Source organism: Janthinobacterium sp. PSPC1-1 (assembly GCF_049897625.1).
Taxonomy (GTDB): domain Bacteria; phylum Pseudomonadota; class Gammaproteobacteria; order Burkholderiales; family Burkholderiaceae_D; genus Janthinobacterium; species Janthinobacterium tructae.
Genome location: NZ_JAFCWP010000002.1, coordinates 432,430 through 450,925 on the forward strand (window position 1 = coordinate 432,430; position 18,496 = coordinate 450,925).

An 18,496-nucleotide genomic window follows, 5' to 3' on the forward strand; every position below is an offset into this window, starting at 1 on the left:
CGCACCAGTGTGGCGCGCCGCGGAGTTTTCGGACATTACGACATGAAAGAACTCAAGGGTCTCAGCGCACTGATCATCGAGCCGCATCCGGGCATGCGCGCCAGCCTGCACAATATGCTCAACCTGTGCGGCCTGGCGAAGATCGATGACGCGGCCAGCTCGGGCCAGGCGATCCGCATGCTGGGCAGCAAATCGTATGATTTGATCCTGTGCGAATACGACCTCGACGGCGGGCAGGATGGCCAGCAGATGCTGGAAGACTTGCGCCACCACAAATTGATGCATGCGTCGACCATGTTTTTCATGGTCACGGGCGAAGGCAGCTTCGCCAAGGTAGTCAGCGCCGTCGAGCTGCTGCCCACCGATTACATCCTCAAGCCCTTCACCGCTGAGAACATGCTCGAGCGCATCGGCCGCGCGCTGGACAAGCGCAATGCCTTCGTGCCCGTGTATGCACTGATCGACGTGGGCAATGAGCGCGCGGCGATTGCCGCCTGCGCCGAGGGCGCCAGCCTGTATCCCCGTTACGCCACCGATTTCCTGCGCCTGCGCGCGGAATTGCATTTGCTGCTGGGCGAGGCGGCCGACGCCGAGCCGATCTACGCAGCCCTGTACCAAGCCAAGTCCATCGGCTGGGCGCGCCTGGGGCAGGCCAAGACGCAATTCCTGCTGGGCGAGTACGCAGCGGCGCAGGGCACGCTGGAAGGGCTGCTGGAAAACAACAAACGCTTTCTCGATGCGTATGACTGGCTGGCGCGCACGCACTTGGCACAAGGCAAGCCGGAACTGGCGCAGGCGGCGCTGAGCGAGGCGGTGGCTCTGTCGCCGCATGCCGTGCGCCGCTTGCGCCGGCTGGGTGAGGCGGCCCTGGCGGCCGACGATATCGAGATGGCGGAAAAAGCCATGAAGCTGGTGGTCAGCAAGGCCAAGTATTCGGAGTTCCGCGACCCGGAAGACCATGTGCGCCTGGTGCAGACCCTGGTGCGCAAGGGCGATCCGCTACAGGTGGGCGCCGTGATCCGCGACCTCGACAAGTCGATGGGGGGACAAAAGAATGCGGAGCTGTGCAGTGCTCTGTGCAGCGCCATGCTGCATGCGCATACGGGCAACGAGGAGCGCCTGCAGCAATCGCTCGACGCCGCCCTGGCTGCCAACCGGCATAGCGTGGGCAGCTCGAATACGCTGAAAACGGAGCTGGCGCGCCACTGCCTGGCGCACGGGCGCGAAGACGGCGCCGCCGAGGTGATGCGTGAAGTCATGCGCAATGCGCCCGACAGCGCGGCCATGACGCGCGCCATGGCCGTCTTCGAGCTGGCGGGGCGCGAGGAACTGGCCAAGGCGCTGGCGCGGCAAAGCCGCCAGGAAGTGGCCGATATGGTGGCAGCGGGCGCCGCCAGGGCGGGAGACGGCGATTTCCGCGGCGCCGTCGATCTGATGGGCGAAGCCGTCACGCGCTTGCCCGACAATCCGCAAGTAGTCTTCAATGCGGCCGTGGCGGTATTGAAATGCCTGGAACACGAAGGCTGGGATGAGCGCATGGGGCAGCAGGCGCTGACGTTTATTGCCGGTGTGCGCCGCCTGGACCCACGCAACCCCAAATTGCCCGTGCTATCGGGCCTGCATCAGCAGTTGTTGCGTAAATATAAGCCGCTTGGCAACTCCTGGATGCATCCGCCTGACGCCCGGTGAAAGGGGAAAATGCGGGGCGAATGACGGAAAAATGCGGCTTGCAGCCGGGGGAGATAAAAAAATGCGAAAAAAAGTCGACTTTTTCGCGCCAACCCTTGCACATTCTCAAATCGGGAGCTTATAATCACGCCCCGAAGCAGCCAACTTCTTCTTTATACGCAAATGCAGCAGTCAGGCATCGGTAAATAAGGTTGACAGTTGTGAGTAGATGCTTCATACTCTGCGGTTCCCGCGGAGGGGTGGCCGAGTGGTTAAAGGCGACAGACTGTAAATCTGTTCTCTATGAGTACGCTGGTTCGAATCCAGCCCCCTCCACCAAGTTTTTGCAAGGAAAACTGGGTAGTAGCAAAGTAATAGCAAGTAAGTGAAGATAAGTGAACGATACCTCGCGGGTGTAGCTCAATGGTAGAGCAGAAGCCTTCCAAGCTTACGACGAGGGTTCGATTCCCTTCACCCGCTCCAGTTTCCGTTCAGATGCTTGATGCATCGCATGCAACAAATTACAGCCCTTGTAGCTCAGTGGTAGAGCACTCCCTTGGTAAGGGAGAGGCCACGTGTTCGATCCACGTCAAGGGCACCAGAATTCGCAGCAGGCAGCACAGAAGCAATTCAAACCAGACCGTCGGGCGTGTGCCTGAGCAATCTAATCAAATCATTAGGAGTTCAAAATGGCAAAAGGTAAATTCGAACGGACCAAGCCGCACGTCAACGTCGGCACCATCGGCCACGTCGACCACGGTAAAACCACGCTGACCGCTGCAATCGCAACGGTTCTGTCGAAGAAATTCGGCGGCGAAGCTAAAGCATACGACCAGATCGATGCAGCACCAGAAGAAAAAGCGCGCGGTATCACGATTAACACCGCCCACGTCGAGTACGAAACGGCAGCGCGTCACTACGCGCACGTTGACTGCCCAGGCCACGCCGATTACATCAAAAACATGATTACCGGTGCTGCCCAGATGGACGGCGCGATCCTGGTATGCTCCGCAGCTGACGGCCCAATGCCACAGACCCGCGAACACATCCTGCTGGCTCGCCAAGTTGGCGTTCCATACATCATCGTGTTCCTGAACAAGTGCGACTTGGTCGACGACGCAGAGCTGCTGGAACTGGTTGAAATGGAAGTGCGCGAGCTGTTGTCGAAGTATGAGTTCCCTGGCGATGACGTACCTATCATCAAAGGTTCGGCACGTATGGCGCTGGAAGGCAAAGAAGGCGAAATGGGCGTTGACGCAGTGCTGCGTCTGGCCGATGCTCTCGATTCCTACATCCCAACGCCAGAGCGCGCTGTTGACGGTGCTTTCCTGATGCCAGTGGAAGACGTGTTCTCGATCTCGGGTCGCGGTACCGTTGTGACCGGTCGTATCGAGCGCGGCATTGTTAAAGTCGGCGAAGAGATCGAAATCGTTGGTATTATCGATACCGTCAAAACGACTTGCACCGGCGTGGAAATGTTCCGCAAACTGCTGGACCAAGGTCAAGCAGGCGACAACGTTGGTCTGCTGCTGCGCGGCACCAAGCGTGAAGACGTGCAACGTGGTCAAGTTCTGGCCAAGCCAGGCTCGATCAAGCCGCACGCCCACTTCACCGGCGAGATCTATGTTTTGTCGAAAGACGAAGGCGGCCGTCATACGCCATTCTTCAACAACTATCGTCCACAGTTCTACTTCCGCACGACGGACGTGACTGGTTCGATCGAGTTGCCAGCAGACAAAGAAATGGTCATGCCAGGCGATAACGTGTCGATCACCGTCAAGCTGATCAACCCGATCGCGATGGAAGAAGGTCTGCGCTTCGCTATCCGTGAAGGCGGTCGTACCGTCGGCGCCGGCGTGGTTGCAAAAATCCTCGCATAAGGAAATGTTATGCTTCCACCCGGGGCGTCCTGGGTGGTAGAATAGCACTCCTCGAAAGTTTTACGTAGGGACGTAGCTCAATTGGCAGAGCGTCGGTCTCCAAAACCGAAGGTTGGGGGTTCGATGCCCTCCGTCCCTGCCACCGTCAAGGTGCAGGGCACCGAAAGTAGAAAAATGTCAAATCAATCCGTGCAAACCGTTAGCACGTCGAGTGACAAGATAAAAGTCGCGCTGGCAATAGTGGCTGCGATTGCAGGAGTAGTCGGGTTTTATTACCTGGCAGGCCAACCAGCTCTGGTGCGTGCAAGCGCGCTTGTGGCTGGTTTGGTTATTGCTGTTGCACTCTTGTATATCTCGACGACCGGCCGTGAATTTCTCAATTTCGCCAAAGAAGCTGTGCGCGAAACCAAGAAAGTCGTTTGGCCTACCCGCAAAGAAGCCACGCAGATTACTGCGATCGTGTTTGCCTTTGTGCTGGTCATGGCGATTTTCCTGTGGGGCACGGATAAATTGCTCGAGTTTTTGTTGTATGACGTAATTCTGGGTTGGAAAAAATAATGAGCGAAAATGTGCATGATGAAGCAGCGGACGAGTCCGTTCCGGGCGACGCTCCGGTAGCGGACACTGGTGCAGCGCTGAGCGTGCCAGTCAGCAGCAAGCGCTGGTATGTCGTGCATGCTTATTCCGGCATGGAAAAAAGCGTCATGCGCGCGCTGACCGAGCGCATCGAGCGCGCGGGCATGCAAGACCAGTTCGGCCAGATCCTGGTGCCGATCGAAGAAGTTGTCGAAGTCAAGAATGGTGTGAAGTCCGTCACCGAACGTCGTTTCTATCCTGGCTATGTGCTGGTTGAAATGGAAATGACGGACGAGAGCTGGCACTTGGTGAAGAACACCAGCAAGGTTACCGGTTTCATTGGTGGCAAGTCGAACAAGCCGACGCCGATCTCCGCGCGCGAAATCGACGGCATCATGAAGCAGATGCAGGAAGGTGTTGAAAAGCCCCGTCCAAAAACCTTGTACGAGGTGGGCGAGCAAGTGCGCATCAAGGATGGTCCGTTCACCGATTTCAACGGCAATGTCGAAGAAGTCAATTACGAGAAATCCAAAGTGCGCGTCTCGGTCACGATCTTCGGCCGCGCTACTCCGGTGGAACTCGAATTCGGCCAGGTCGAAAAAGTTTAAGTATTATCAAGCGCCACCAGGAGCGTCACGGCAGTCTCAGTGAAATCCGGTCAGAGGAGCCCCGCCAGGGTAGGATCGGCGGGGCGCTACTACTCAATCCAAGATAGGAGCCATCATGGCAAAGAAAATCATTGGTTTTATCAAGCTGCAAGTACCAGCTGGTAAAGCAAACCCATCCCCACCAATCGGTCCAGCTCTGGGTCAACGTGGTCTGAACATCATGGAATTCTGCAAAGCCTTCAATGCACAGACCCAAGGTCTGGAAGCAGGCATGCCGATTCCAGTCGTGATCACCGCGTTTGCGGACAAGTCCTTCACGTTCGTGATGAAGACGCCTCCAGCAACCTACCTGATCAAAAAAGCTGCTGCGATCACCAAAGGTTCGCCGAAGCCACATACCGACAAAGTCGGTACGCTGACCCGCGCACAAGCTGAAGAAATCGCTAAATTGAAAACCCCTGATCTGACCGCTGCCGACATGGATGCTGCTGTACGCACCATCGCTGGTTCCGCTCGTTCGATTGGTATCACGGTGGAAGGTGTTGTATAATGGCTAAGTTATCCAAACGTATCAAGGCTTTGAAAGCCAAAGTCGACCGTACCAAAGTGTACGCTTTCGACAACGCTGTCGTTCTGATCAAAGAATGCGCAACGGCCAAGTTCAATGAATCGATCGACGTATCGGTACAACTGGGTGTTGATCCTAAGAAATCCGACCAAGTGGTGCGCGGCTCCGTCGTGCTGCCAGCTGGTACCGGCAAAACCGTACGCGTGGCAGTCTTCGCGTCGGGCGAAAAAGCAGAAGCCGCTAAAGCAGCTGGCGCCGACATCGTTGGTATGGAAGACCTGGCTGAGCGTATCAAAGCCGGCGACATGCCTTTCGATATCGTTATCGCTTCGCCAGATACCATGCGTATCGTTGGTACCCTGGGTCAGATCCTGGGCCCACGCGGCATGATGCCTAACCCGAAAGTTGGCACTGTTACTCCTGACGTCGCTACCGCCGTGAAAAACGCGAAAGCCGGTCAAGTTCAGTACCGTACCGACAAGTCCGGTATCATCCACGCTACCATCGGCCGTAAATCGTTCGCTGACGCAGATCTGAAATCGAATCTGGTCGCACTGATCGACGCACTGAACAAAGCCAAGCCAGCATCGAGCAAAGGCGTGTACCTGCGCAAAGTTTCGCTGTCGTCGACCATGGGCGCTGGCGTCCGTGTTGACCAGGCTAGCCTGGCAGCTTAAGTAAAGAATCAAGTCCTGTGGCGCCTTCGGGCGCTGCGGGCGCATCTTTGGGCTGTCTGCCCGGTGTTCGCACCAGGCAGGCAGACAATCAAAGACCGTTGGGCCGACTGCGATCGCACATGCAGAAGGTTAATAGGCTTGCCGGCAACGGCAAGTGCCCAACGCAGATGGTGTACCCGAACAAGTTTTGTAGTCCTCATGCTGCGTGAATCCATCCGCTCAGTTTAGTACTTCTTGACTTCGGACGCCGTGTTCGAACCGATGCAAGGCGCTCAACCACTCGGTTGTGATTGCCGAACATCATTTAAGGAGGTTGACCGTGAGTCTCAATCTGAATGACAAAAAGGCCGTCGTCGCCGAAGTTTCCGCACAAGTAGCAAATGCGCAAACGATCGTCGTGGCCGAATATCGTGGCATCCAGGTTGGTCACTTGACGCAACTGCGTGCTAAAGCGCGTGCCCAAGGCGTGTACCTGCGTGTGTTGAAAAACACTCTGGCTCGTCGCTCCGTTGAAGGTACCGCATTCGCCAGCCTGGCAGATGCCATGACCGGCCCGTTGATCTACTCGATCTCGGCCGATGCCGTTGCAGCAGCTAAAGTCATCGCTGACTTCGCTAAAACCAACGACAAACTGGTCATCAAAGCAGGTAACTACGCAGGCAAGCCGCTGGATACAGCTGCTGTCACCGCGTTGGCGAGCATTCCTAGCCGTGAAGTCCTCATTTCGCAGTTGTTGGGCGTTATGCTGGCTCCGGTTTCGGGCTTTGCACGTGGTCTGGCTGCCCTGGCAGCGAAAAAAGGCGAAGGCGCCGAAGCTCCTGCAGAAGAAGCAGCAGCAGAAGAAGCCCCAGCAGCCGCTTAATTGCGCGCGCTTTTTTCTCTCAGTACCAATCTGATGTAACTAACGTAATAAATTTAGGAGTTTCAAAATGGCAATTAGCAAAGACGATATCCTGGAAGCAGTTAGCGCCATGTCCGTAATGGACCTGAACGACCTGGTTAAAGCATTCGAAGAAAAATTCGGCGTGTCCGCAGCAGCGATGGCTTCGGCCGGTCCTGCAGCAGGCCCAGCAGCAGCTGCTGAAGAACAAACCGAATTCAACGTCATCCTGGACAGCTTCGGCGCAAACAAAGTTGGCGTCATTAAAGCAGTTCGCGAAATCACCGGCCTGGGCTTGAAAGAAGCTAAAGACCTGGTCGATGGCGCACCAAAAACTGTGAAAGAAGCAGTGTCGAAAGCTGACGCTGAAGCAGCACAGAAGAAACTGGTAGAAGCCGGCGCAACCGCTTCGATCAAGTAATATCTGTACCGGCGGCAGTTAGCGCCCGAGTCAAAGTCTGAGGTTTCCCCTCGCAAGGGGGGAAATCCGACTTTGGCTCCTTTGTCGTCTGCATCGTATTTGTCATGTAGTTGTAGCAGCAGTTTTTATTCGATTCAAGCCGGAAAGCAGAGCCTTGAGGTTTCGTCTGTGTCACACGCAGCGGTGCAAACGAACACTTGCAAAACCTGAATTTTCTATCCTTTCTGTCACTCACGGAGTGTCCATGCACTACTCATTTACTGAGAAGAAACGCATTCGCAAATCATTCGCGAAGCGCGCCAACGTTCACCACGTTCCGTTCCTGCTGGCGACCCAGCTCGAGTCTTATCATAGCTTCTTGCAAGAGGACATAGCACCGTCCGGCCGCAAGAATGATGGCCTGCAGTCGGCTTTCACTTCGATTTTCCCTATCGTGTCGCACAATGGTTTTGCGCGTCTCGAATTCTTGTCGTACGTCCTGGGTGATCCTGCCTTCGACGTCAAAGAATGTCAACAACGTGGCCTGACGTTCGCGTCGCCGCTGCGCGCGAAAGTGCGCCTGGTGATCCTGGACAAGGAATCGCCAACCAAGCCTGTCGTCAAAGAGATGAAGGAACAGGAAGTCTACATGGGCGAATTGCCGCTCATGACGACCACCGGTTCGTTCGTGATCAACGGCACGGAGCGGGTTATCGTTTCCCAGCTGCACCGTTCGCCTGGCGTGTTCTTCGAGCACGACCGCGGCAAGACTCACTCGTCCGGTAAACTGCTGTTCTCCGCGCGTATCATTCCTTACCGCGGCTCGTGGCTGGACTTCGAGTTCGACCCGAAAGACATCCTGTTCTTCCGCGTCGACCGCCGCCGCAAGATGCCAGTGACGATCCTGCTCAAAGCCATCGGCATGTCGCATGAGCAAATCCTGGCCAATTTCTTTGTCTTCGACAATTTCAACCTGCGCTCCGAAGGCGCGGAAATGGAATTCGTCGCCGAACGTCTGCGCGGCGAAGTGGCGCGCTTTGACATCGTCGACAAGTCGGGCAAGACCCTGGTGCTGAAAGACAAGCGTATCAACGCCAAGCACGTGCGTGATATCGAAGCTGCCGGCATCAAGCACATTTCGGTACCGGAAGATTACCTGCTGGGCCGCGTATTGGCGAAGAACATCGTCGATGGCGACACCGGTGAAGTCGTCGCCTCCGCGAACGATGAGCTGACGGAAGATCTGCTGGGTCGCCTGCGCGACGCCAGCATTTCCGAAATCCAGACCTTGTACACCAACGACCTGGATCAAGGCGCCTACATTTCGCAAACCCTGCGTATCGACGACACCGCCGATCAGATGGCTGCGAAAGTGGCGATCTACCGCATGATGCGTCCAGGCGAACCGCCAACGGAAGACTCCGTTGAAGCGCTGTTCAATGGTCTGTTCTACAACTCGGACCGCTACGACCTGTCGGCCGTGGGCCGCATGAAGTTCAATCGCCGCATTGGCCGCGATGAACTGACCGGCGCCATGACCCTGTCGAACGAAGACGTGCTGGCCGTGATCAAGATCCTGGTGGAACTGCGCAATGGCCGCGGCGAAGTCGACGATATCGATCACCTGGGTAACCGTCGCGTACGTTGCGTGGGCGAACTGGCCGAGAATCAATTCCGCGCCGGCCTGGTGCGTGTTGAACGCGCCGTCAAGGAACGCCTCGGCCAAGCCGAAGCGGACAACCTGATGCCGCACGACCTGATCAACTCGAAGCCGATTTCGGCTGCGATTCGCGAGTTCTTCGGTTCGTCCCAGCTGTCGCAGTTCATGGACCAAACCAATCCTCTGTCGGAAATTACCCACAAGCGCCGTGTATCGGCTCTGGGACCCGGCGGTCTGACACGCGAACGCGCCGGCTTTGAAGTGCGCGACGTGCATCCGACCCACTACGGCCGCGTCTGCCCGATCGAGACACCGGAAGGTCCGAACATTGGTCTGATCAACTCGCTGGCTCTGTATGCCCGCCTGAATGAATACGGCTTCCTGGAAACCCCATACCGCAAGGTCGAAGGTTCCAAGATTACCGATCAGATCGACTACCTGTCCGCCATCGAAGAAGGCCGCTACATCATCGCTCAGGCGAATGCGACCATCAGCGATGAAGGTACGCTGTCCGATGAACTGGTCTCGGCCCGTGAAGCCGGCGAAACCATCCTGGTCTCCCCGGAGCGCATCCAGTACATGGACGTGGCGCCAGGCCAGATCGTTTCCGTCGCTGCCTCGCTGATTCCGTTCCTCGAACACGATGATGCAAACCGTGCATTGATGGGCGCCAACATGCAACGCCAGGCTGTGCCTTGCTTGCGTCCTGAAAAAGCGCTGGTCGGTACCGGTATCGAACGCACCGTTGCGGTCGACTCGGGCACCACCGTGCAAGCCTTGCGTGGCGGTATCGTCGATTACATCGATGCGGGCCGTGTCGTGATTCGCGTCAACGATGACGAAGCCACCGCTGGTGAAGTGGGCGTCGACATCTACAACCTGATCAAGTACACCCGTTCGAACCAGAACACCAACATCAACCAGCGTCCTATCGTGCAAGTGGGCGACCGTGTTGCCAAGCGCGACGTGATCGCCGATGGCGCATCGACCGACCTGGGTGAATTGGCACTGGGCCAGAACATGACCGTGGCTTTCATGCCATGGAATGGTCTGAACTTCGAAGATTCGATCCTGATCTCGGAAAACGTCGTCAAGGACGACCGCTACACCTCGATTCACATCGAAGAGTTGTCGGTGGTTGCCCGTGACACGAAACTGGGCGCGGAAGAAATTACGCGCGACATCTCGAACCTGGCTGAAAATCAGCTGGCACGTCTGGATGAGTCCGGTATCGTCTACATCGGTGCTGAAGTCCAGGCCGGCGATACCCTGGTCGGTAAAGTGACACCGAAAGGCGAAACCCAGCTGACCCCGGAAGAGAAGTTGCTGCGCGCGATTTTCGGCGAAAAAGCTTCGGACGTAAAAGATACGTCGCTGCGCGTGCCTTCGGGCATGATCGGTACCGTGATCGACGTGCAAGTCTTCACGCGTGAAGGCATCGTGCGCGACAAGCGCGCTCAGCAAATTATCGATGACGAACTGAAACGCTTCCGTCTGGATCTGAACGATCAGATGCGTATCGTGGAAGGCGATGCCTTCCAGCGTCTGGAAAAAATGCTGATCGGCAAAGTTGTCAACGGCGGCCCTAAAAAGCTGGCCAAAGGCGCCAAGATCACCAAGGATTACCTGGCCGATCTGGACAAATACCACTGGTTCGACATCCGCCCTGCGGACGACGATGCAGCGGTAGCGCTGGAAGCGATCAAGGAATCGATCAACGAGAAGCGTCACCAGTTCGATCTGGCCTTCGAAGAGAAGCGCAAGAAACTGACGCAAGGCGATGAGCTGCAACCAGGCGTGCAAAAAATGGTCAAGGTGTACCTGGCCGTGAAACGCCGCCTGCAGTCGGGCGACAAGATGGCAGGTCGCCACGGTAACAAGGGTGTGGTTTCCCGTATTGTTCCTGTGGAAGACATGCCATACATGGCCGACGGCACGCCAGCCGACGTTGTGCTGAACCCGCTGGGTGTTCCTTCACGGATGAACGTTGGTCAGATTCTCGAGACTCACTTGGGCTGGGCTGCCAAGGGTCTGGGTATCCGCATCGGCGAAATGCTGAAGGCGCAAACCAAGGTCGAGCAAATGCGCAAGTATCTGACGACGATCTACAACGACAATGGCCGCGCGGAAGATCTGGACAAGTTTGATGATGAAGAGATCATGAAACTGGCCGAGAATCTGAAAAAAGGTGTGCCATTCGCCACGCCAGTGTTTGACGGCGCGAACGAAGAAGAGATCCGCCGCATGCTGGACCTGGCGTATCCGGACGACATCGCCAAGAACCTGGGCATGACCCCGTCGAAGAACCAGGTGACCATGTATGACGGTCGCACCGGTGAAGCCTTCGAACGCAAGGTCACTGTCGGCGTCATGCACATGCTGAAACTGCATCACTTGGTCGATGACAAGATGCATGCGCGTTCGACCGGTCCTTACTCGTTGGTGACGCAACAGCCGCTGGGTGGTAAAGCCCAGTTCGGTGGTCAGCGTTTCGGTGAGATGGAAGTCTGGGCACTGGAAGCGTATGGCGCGTCGTATGTCTTGCAAGAGATGTTGACCGTCAAGTCCGATGACGTGAATGGCCGTACCAAAGTGTACGAGAACCTGGTCAAGGGCGACCACGTGATCGACGCCGGCATGCCGGAATCGTTCAACGTGCTGGTCAAGGAAATCCGTTCGCTGGGTATCGATATCGACCTCGAACGCAACTAAAAGACAGCCACCTGTCATTTGGTTTGGGAAACACAAAGCCCGGCTGGGAAACCACGCCGGGCAATGTAGTCTCAGGAATATAGAAATTTAATCACCTCTGGAGTGATACATGAAAGCACTGCTCGATCTATTCAAGCAAGTACAGACCAACGAGACCTTCGATGCAATCAAGATCGGTCTCGCTTCGCCTGAGAAAATCCGTTCGTGGTCCTACGGCGAAGTCAAAAAGCCGGAAACCATCAACTACCGTACCTTCAAGCCTGAGCGCGATGGCCTGTTCTGCGCCAAGATCTTTGGCCCGATCAAGGATTACGAATGCCTGTGCGGCAAGTACAAGCGCCTGAAACACCGCGGCGTGATCTGCGAAAAGTGCGGCGTCGAAGTCACGCTGGCCAAGGTGCGCCGCGAGCGCATGGGCCACATCGAGCTGGCCTCGCCAACCGCGCACATCTGGTTCCTGAAGTCGCTGCCGTCGCGTCTGGGTATGGTCCTGGACATGACCCTGCGGGACATCGAACGCGTGCTGTACTTTGAAGCATACGTCGTGACCGATCCAGGCATGACCCCGCTGAAGAAGTGCCAGATCATGTCGGAAGACGACTACGCCGCCAAGTACGAAGAGTACGGCGACGACTTCACCGCCTTCATGGGCGCCGAAGGTATCCGTGAACTGCTGCGCTCGATCGACATCCACCGCGATGCCGAAACCCTGCGCGTGGAACTGAAGGAATCGAAATCCGAAGCCAAGATCAAGAAATACGCCAAGCGCCTGAAAGTGCTGGAAGCGTTCCAGCGTTCGGGCATCAAGCCTGACTGGATGATCATGGAAGTGCTGCCGGTGTTGCCGCCGGAACTGCGTCCGCTGGTACCACTGGATGGTGGCCGTTTCGCGACCTCGGATCTGAACGATCTGTATCGCCGCGTCATCAACCGTAACAACCGTCTGAAACGCCTGATGGAGCTGCGCGCTCCAGAGATCATCACGCGCAACGAAAAGCGCATGCTGCAAGAAGCGGTCGATTCGCTGCTGGACAACGGCCGTCGCGGTAAAGCGATGACCGGCGCCAACAAGCGTCCGCTGAAATCCCTGGCAGAGATGATCAAGGGCAAGGGCGGCCGTTTCCGTCAAAACTTGCTGGGCAAACGCGTCGATTACTCCGGTCGTTCGGTCATCGTCGTCGGCCCGCAATTGAAGCTGCATCAGTGCGGCTTGCCGAAACTGATGGCGCTGGAACTGTTCAAACCATTCATTTTCAATAAACTGGAACTGATGGGTCTGGCGACCACGATCAAGGCGGCGAAAAAGCTGGTCGAGATTCAAGAGCCGGTCGTGTGGGACATCCTGGAAGACGTGATTCGCGAACATCCGATCATGTTGAACCGCGCACCGACGCTGCACCGTCTGGGTATCCAGGCTTTCGAGCCAGTCCTGATTGAAGGCAAGGCCATCCAGTTGCACCCACTCGTCTGCGCCGCATTCAACGCCGACTTTGACGGTGACCAAATGGCGGTCCACGTTCCTCTGTCGATCGAAGCGCAGATGGAAGCACGCACCCTGATGCTGGCATCGAACAACATCCTGTTCCCATCGAACGGCGAACCGTCGATCGTGCCGTCGCAGGATATCGTGCTGGGTCTGTACTACGCGACGCGCGAAGCGATCAATGCGAAGAACGAAGGGATGATGTTCCCTGACGTCTCGGAAGTGATCCGCGCCTACGACAACAAGGAAGTCGAACTGACGACCCGCGTGACCGTGCGTATTACCGAATACCCGAAAAACGCCGAAACGGGCGAATTCGAGAAAACGATCACCCGCTACGAAACGACGATCGGCCGTGCGATCCTGTCGGAAATTCTGCCTAAAGGCTTGCCGTTCTCCGTTCTGAACCGCGCGCTGAAAAAGAAAGAAATTTCCAAGCTGATCAACACGTCGTTCCGCAAGTGCGGCCTGCGCGCCACCGTGGTGTTCGCAGACAAACTGATGCAATCGGGTTTCCGCCTGGCGACACGCGCCGGTATCTCGATCTGCGTCGACGACATGCTGGTACCGCCGCAAAAAGTCACCCTGATCGCGGCGGCCGAATCGGAAGTCAAGCAGATCGAACAGCAATACGCCTCGGGTCTCGTGACCGCCGGCGAGCGTTACAACAAGGTAGTCGATATCTGGGGCAAAACCTCGGATGAAGTCGGCAAGGCCATGATGGACCAGCTCAAAGTCGAAGACGTGATCCGCCGCGACGGCACCAAGTCGACGCAAGAATCGTTCAACGCCATTTACATGATGGCCGACTCCGGCGCGCGCGGTTCCGCAGCCCAGATTCGTCAGTTGGCCGGTATGCGTGGTCTGATGGCCAAACCGGATGGCTCGATTATCGAAACGCCGATTACCGCGAACTTCCGCGAAGGTCTGAACGTTTTGCAGTACTTCATTTCGACCCACGGTGCGCGTAAAGGTCTGGCCGATACGGCGCTGAAAACGGCGAACTCCGGTTACCTGACGCGTCGTCTGGTTGACGTGACGCAAGACTTGGTGGTGATCGAGGACGATTGCGGCACCATGAACGGCGCGCTGATGAAGGCGCTGGTCGAAGGTGGTGAAGTCATCGAAGCGCTGCGCGACCGTATCCTCGGCCGTGTTACCGTGCACGATGTCGTCAATCCTGAAACCCAGGAAACGCTGTACGAAGCCGGTTCGTTGCTGGACGAAGACATGGTCGAAGAGATCGAGCGTCTGTCCATCGATGAAGTCAAGGTGCGTACGCCATTGACTTGCGACACGCGCTTCGGCCTGTGCGCCAAGTGCTATGGCCGCGACCTGGGCCGCGGCATGCTGGTCAACGCCGGCGAAGCCGTCGGTGTGGTGGCAGCGCAGTCGATTGGTGAGCCGGGTACCCAGCTGACCATGCGTACGTTCCACATTGGTGGTGCGGCATCGCGTGCGGCAGTGGCATCGTCGGTGGAAGCCAAGTCGAACGGTACCATCCGCTTCACGGCAACCATGCGTTACGTGACGAACGGCAAGGGCGCGCAAATCGTCATTTCCCGTTCCGGCGAAGTGCTGATCACCGACGACCACGGCCGTGAGCGTGAGCGTCATAAAGTGCCGTACGGCGCGACCCTGATCGTCAAGGACGGCCTGGTCATCAAGGCCGGTACGGCCCTGGCAACGTGGGATCCGCTGACCCGTCCGATCATTACCGAATACGCCGGTCAAGTGCGTTTCGAGAACGTCGAAGAAGGCGTCACCGTAGCCCGTCAGGTCGACGAAGTGACCGGTCTGTCCACCCTGGTGGCGATCGATGCGAAACGTCGCGGTTCGTTGACGAAAACGTTGCGTCCGCAAGTCAAGTTGATCAACGAGGCGAACGAAGAAGTCAAGATCGCCGGCACCGAACACTCGGTGGCGATCGGCTTCCAGGTCGGCGCGCTGATCATGGTCAAGGACGGTCAACAGGTATCGGTTGGTGAAGTGCTGGCACGTATTCCTACCGAATCGCAAAAAACGCGCGATATTACCGGTGGTCTGCCACGCGTTGCGGAACTGTTCGAAGCGCGCTCGCCGAAAGATGCCGGTATGCTGGCGGAAGTCACGGGTACGGTTGCGTTCGGTAAAGAAACCAAGGGCAAGCAGCGTCTGGAAATCACGGACATGGACGGCAACAAGCATGAGTTCTTGATCACCAAGGACAAACAAGTGCTGGTGCATGACGGCCAGGTCGTGAACAAGGGCGAGATGATCGTGGACGGCCCAGCCGATCCGCAAGACATCCTGCGCCTGCTGGGTATCGAAGCGCTGGCACGTTACATCGTCGACGAAGTGCAAGACGTGTACCGTCTGCAAGGCGTGAAGATCAATGACAAGCACATCGAAGTGATCGTGCGTCAGATGCTGCGCCGCGTACAGATCGTCAATGCTGGCGACACCAACTACATCGTTGGCGAGCAGGTTGAGCGTTCGGAACTGCTGGATCAGAACGACCTGATGGAAGCCGGAAACAAAATTCCTGCGACCTACGAAAACGTTCTGTTGGGTATTACCAAGGCTTCGCTGTCGACCGATTCGTTCATCTCGGCCGCATCGTTCCAGGAAACCACCCGCGTGCTGACGGAAGCGGCGATCATGGGCAAGCGCGATGGTTTGCGCGGCCTGAAAGAGAACGTCATCGTCGGCCGCCTGATTCCTGGCGGTACGGGCCTGGCCTTCCACCGCGCACGCAAAGAAAAAGAAGCGTGGGAAGTGGAAGAGCGTCAAGCACTGCTGCTGGCCGAGAAAGCCTCGATGGCCGGCGAAGCTGCCGAAGCGTTGCAGGATATCGAAAGCCAGCAACACCACGGCGACGAAGCGTAATCTACGCTTCTAGCTGACAAGAACGGCACCTTCGGGTGCCGTTTTTTTGTCCGTACGGCGCATTTCCACCGCACACGCAAGGAGAAGGCAGCGTGGGAAGTGGAGGAGTCTCAAGCCCCGCTGCCGGTCGATAAGGCCGCCCTGGCCAGTGAAGCCACCGAAGATTTGCTAAGTAGGTCGTGGGAAATTATTGTGAAGTTATGACGAACAGAACCGGATGCTCTGCAAGGCGCCAGCTGCGACGCAGTGCGAGCACTGCTAGCAGCGGGCAACACCGCAGAGCGCCGGTTATAGAAGTCAGAAATCACAATAATTTATTGCGACCTACTTAGCTATCGAAAGCCAGCAACACCACGGCGACGAAGCGTAATCTACGCTGTCAGCTGACAAGAACGGCACCTTCGGGTGCCGTTTTTTTATGCCTGTGCGCTTATCCGAAGCATGCGCACGAATAGCGGGGAATGCGAAAATCATGCTGACCCATTTATATCCCGGATTATCACTATTGAAAAACGTTATTTATACACGGTGAATTGAAATATTTGCTGTACGGGTAAGTGGAAAATGCACGATGTAATGAAAGTCGCACTGTTATTCATGGATGGGATTGGAATCAAAGCTATATGCCGAAATTATCCCGTTTGGTTTGTGAATCAATAAGGCCGAGTTACTATCGCATGGGAATGTTTGAATTGATGGGTAAACCCAGGTGATGCGCTTGGTGTCAACGGATCGGAAGTGAGCGCTCACAAGGATGACTGATGGCTGGCTACCCGCAGTTGGGCAAGCGCTACGTCTCCCGCATGTATTCGTCCAACTGCTGCTGGTCGCGTAGCACCGCGTCGTGGTGCTATCACGTACTATTGTCCTCACCACGCCAGTTTCCAGTTTATTCATGCTAAGATTTGGCGCATGATTGCCCAAGCCCTGTTTACTCCCGCCCAGCAGAAACTGCTGGGCTTGCTCTTTGTCCGCGTGAATGAAGGCTTTCACTTGAACGAGATCATGCGTTTGACGGGCCTGGGCAGCGCATCGGCGCAGCGCGAACTGCGCCGCCTGCATGATTCCGGCCTCATCACTTCGGAGCGGATTGGCAATGTGCGGCGCTTCTGGCCCAACAAGGAAAGTCTCGTGTATCCCGAGCTGAGCGGACTGGTGCAGAAAACCTTCGGCATCGTTGGCGTGCTCAGCGCGACCCTGGCGCCCTTGCGTGCCCAGTTGCACCTGGCCTTCGTGTCTGGTGCCACAGCGAAGGGACAGGATATGCCCGGTAGCGCCATCGACTTGCTGCTGGTGGGCGAGGACGCCAATTATGGCGATCTGTTGACAGGATTGGCCCCGGCCGAGCGAACCTTAAGGCGTAAAATCAATCCCAACTTATATACGCTGGCCGATTATCGCCGGCGTCTGCGCGAAGGTCAGCCATTTCTGCTGCAGGTATTACAGCAGCCGAAGTTGTTTGTCATCGGCGATGAATCGCTATTGCAGGCGCTGGCATTACCAGACGCTTCCTTGCAAGTGAATGACTTGCCATCTGTATTCTAAAGGCCGGGACTGGCATTCAATTTCTGCTGCATGAAATTATTAGCTAGAAAAAACTCTGAGGCGGATTGATCGTATGATGAATAAACTACAGGCTTTCGGTTTAATTGTTTCCCAGGCAGTGCGCGGCGAATTAACGTTTCCCACGAGTGTTAATTCAGCTCTGCAATTGCAATTGGCTCTGGCCGAACCGGACTGCCATATCGATCATGCCATCAAACTGGTATTGGCCGAACCCTTGCTGGCGGCGCGCACGGTGGCCTTGGCCAATTCGGCCGTGTACAGCCGTGGCGATGCGGCGCCCGTCACCAGCGTGCGCGCTGCCGTCATGCGCATGGGTTACCGCAATCTGTATGCGCTGGTGGCGGCCATGGTGGTGCGCCAGTTCGGCAGCAAGATCATCGACCCCGTGCTGCGCCAGAAGGCGACACAGCTGTGGGAGCACACTGCCCACGTGGCGGCGCTGGCGCACGTGCTGGCCCGCCGCGTGACGCACGTCGATGCGGACACGGCGCTATTCGCCGGCATCGTGCATGAGGTGGGTGGTTTTTACTTGTTGTCGCGTGCCGATGAATTTCCTGGCCTGCTCGACGACGATGCGGATCACTGGATGGAGTCCGCCGAAGAAATCATTTCCCGCGAAGTCATGAAGAAGCTGCTGATACCGCTGGCCGTGAGCGACGCCATCGAAGGCTTGCGCGATGGATTGCTGTCCATTCCTCCCGATTCCCTGCTCGATACTTTATTGTTGGCCAAGCAACTGTCGCCCGTGCCGTCGCCGTTGCAGGTGACGTACGTGGAAATGCTCACGCCTTCCGATTCCGTCATCGATTTCATTATCGACAACGAAACCCTGCAAAGCATCCTGGCCGAGTCAAACGAGGAAGTACGCTCGATGAGCGCGGCGTTGCTGGTGTAACTGAAAACGCCAGCGGCGAAAAAACGGCAGCGCCATCGAGGTGCTGCCGTTTTGC

At 56.7% G+C, this 18,496-nt stretch carries 12 protein-coding genes and 4 tRNA genes; all 16 read left to right on the forward strand.

Going from position 1 to position 18,496, the window contains the following annotated elements; all coding sequences use genetic code 11:
• The first annotated feature begins 42 nt into the window (after nt 1-42).
• Nucleotides 43-1,689, forward strand: a complete 1,647-nt coding sequence (locus ACP7EG_RS09485) for a response regulator (protein ID WP_426087429.1) — start codon at nt 43-45, stop codon at nt 1,687-1,689.
• Nucleotides 1,690-1,922: 233 nt separating this feature from the next.
• Nucleotides 1,923-2,007 (forward strand) — tRNA-Tyr (locus ACP7EG_RS09490).
• 70 nt (nt 2,008-2,077) lie between these two features.
• A tRNA-Gly gene (locus tag ACP7EG_RS09495) sits at nt 2,078-2,151 on the forward strand.
• A gap of 43 nt (nt 2,152-2,194) precedes the next feature.
• Nucleotides 2,195-2,269, forward strand: a tRNA-Thr gene (locus ACP7EG_RS09500).
• Between the two features lie 88 nt (nt 2,270-2,357).
• Nucleotides 2,358-3,548: an elongation factor Tu gene (tuf, locus tag ACP7EG_RS09505; protein ID WP_096233366.1), complete on the forward strand. Its 1,191-nt coding sequence runs from the start codon at nt 2,358-2,360 to the stop codon at nt 3,546-3,548.
• Nucleotides 3,549-3,614: 66 nt separating this feature from the next.
• Nucleotides 3,615-3,690, forward strand: a tRNA-Trp gene (locus ACP7EG_RS09510).
• Nucleotides 3,691-3,722: 32 nt separating this feature from the next.
• The gene (gene secE, locus ACP7EG_RS09515; protein WP_035823944.1) at nt 3,723-4,106 is read left to right on the forward strand and encodes a preprotein translocase subunit SecE; all 384 of its coding nucleotides are present in this window, start codon (nt 3,723-3,725) and stop codon (nt 4,104-4,106) included.
• Nucleotides 4,106-4,732, forward strand: coding sequence for a transcription termination/antitermination protein NusG (gene nusG, locus ACP7EG_RS09520; protein ID WP_034753130.1), 627 nt, complete (start codon nt 4,106-4,108; stop codon nt 4,730-4,732). The genes secE and nusG overlap by 1 nt, the downstream gene beginning before the upstream one ends.
• A gap of 115 nt (nt 4,733-4,847) precedes the next feature.
• The gene (gene rplK / locus ACP7EG_RS09525; protein ID WP_010394312.1) at nt 4,848-5,282 is read left to right on the forward strand and encodes a 50S ribosomal protein L11; all 435 of its coding nucleotides are present in this window, start codon (nt 4,848-4,850) and stop codon (nt 5,280-5,282) included.
• Nucleotides 5,282-5,977 carry a 50S ribosomal protein L1 gene (gene rplA / locus ACP7EG_RS09530; RefSeq protein ID WP_426087430.1) on the forward strand — a complete coding sequence of 232 codons (696 nt, stop codon included), beginning with the start codon at nt 5,282-5,284 and terminating at the stop codon, nt 5,975-5,977. The genes rplK and rplA overlap by 1 nt, the downstream gene beginning before the upstream one ends.
• Nucleotides 5,978-6,296: 319 nt before the next feature.
• Nucleotides 6,297-6,839, forward strand: a complete 543-nt coding sequence (gene rplJ, locus ACP7EG_RS09535) for a 50S ribosomal protein L10 (protein WP_029496119.1) — start codon at nt 6,297-6,299, stop codon at nt 6,837-6,839.
• Between the two features lie 67 nt (nt 6,840-6,906).
• Nucleotides 6,907-7,278, forward strand: coding sequence for a 50S ribosomal protein L7/L12 (gene rplL, locus ACP7EG_RS09540; protein WP_010394320.1), 372 nt, complete (start codon nt 6,907-6,909; stop codon nt 7,276-7,278).
• A 244-nt stretch (nt 7,279-7,522) separates the two neighbouring features.
• Nucleotides 7,523-11,629 carry a DNA-directed RNA polymerase subunit beta gene (rpoB, locus tag ACP7EG_RS09545; protein WP_282409781.1) on the forward strand — a complete coding sequence of 1,369 codons (4,107 nt, stop codon included), beginning with the start codon at nt 7,523-7,525 and terminating at the stop codon, nt 11,627-11,629.
• Nucleotides 11,630-11,738: 109 nt separating this feature from the next.
• Entirely contained in the window at nt 11,739-15,980 is a 4,242-nt protein-coding gene (gene rpoC, locus ACP7EG_RS09550; RefSeq protein ID WP_096233372.1) for a DNA-directed RNA polymerase subunit beta', read from the forward strand.
• Nucleotides 15,981-16,892: 912 nt separating this feature from the next.
• Nucleotides 16,893-17,525: a transcriptional regulator gene (locus ACP7EG_RS09555; RefSeq protein ID WP_096233374.1), complete on the forward strand. Its 633-nt coding sequence runs from the start codon at nt 16,893-16,895 to the stop codon at nt 17,523-17,525.
• 76 nt (nt 17,526-17,601) lie between these two features.
• Nucleotides 17,602-18,441 (forward strand): HDOD domain-containing protein, encoded by an 840-nt coding sequence (locus tag ACP7EG_RS09560; RefSeq protein ID WP_071079792.1) that lies wholly within the window; start codon nt 17,602-17,604, stop codon nt 18,439-18,441.
• The last annotated feature ends 55 nt before the right edge of the window (nt 18,442-18,496 follow it).

Excerpts from the sequence above, each read along its gene's own strand:
- ACP7EG_RS09485 (WP_426087429.1), top strand. The coding sequence starts at position 43 with ATGAAAGAACTCAAGGGTCTCAGCGCACTGATCATCGAGCCGCATCCG.
- tuf (WP_096233366.1), top strand. The coding sequence starts at position 2,358 with ATGGCAAAAGGTAAATTCGAACGGACCAAGCCGCACGTCAACGTCGGC.
- secE (WP_035823944.1), top strand. The coding sequence starts at position 3,723 with ATGTCAAATCAATCCGTGCAAACCGTTAGCACGTCGAGTGACAAGATA.
- nusG (WP_034753130.1), top strand. The coding sequence starts at position 4,106 with ATGAGCGAAAATGTGCATGATGAAGCAGCGGACGAGTCCGTTCCGGGC.
- rplK (WP_010394312.1), top strand. The coding sequence starts at position 4,848 with ATGGCAAAGAAAATCATTGGTTTTATCAAGCTGCAAGTACCAGCTGGT.
- rplA (WP_426087430.1), top strand. The coding sequence starts at position 5,282 with ATGGCTAAGTTATCCAAACGTATCAAGGCTTTGAAAGCCAAAGTCGAC.
- rplL (WP_010394320.1), top strand. The coding sequence starts at position 6,907 with ATGGCAATTAGCAAAGACGATATCCTGGAAGCAGTTAGCGCCATGTCC.
- rpoB (WP_282409781.1), top strand. The coding sequence starts at position 7,523 with ATGCACTACTCATTTACTGAGAAGAAACGCATTCGCAAATCATTCGCG.
- rpoC (WP_096233372.1), top strand. The coding sequence starts at position 11,739 with ATGAAAGCACTGCTCGATCTATTCAAGCAAGTACAGACCAACGAGACC.
- ACP7EG_RS09555 (WP_096233374.1), top strand. The coding sequence starts at position 16,893 with ATGATTGCCCAAGCCCTGTTTACTCCCGCCCAGCAGAAACTGCTGGGC.
- ACP7EG_RS09560 (WP_071079792.1), top strand. The coding sequence starts at position 17,602 with ATGAATAAACTACAGGCTTTCGGTTTAATTGTTTCCCAGGCAGTGCGC.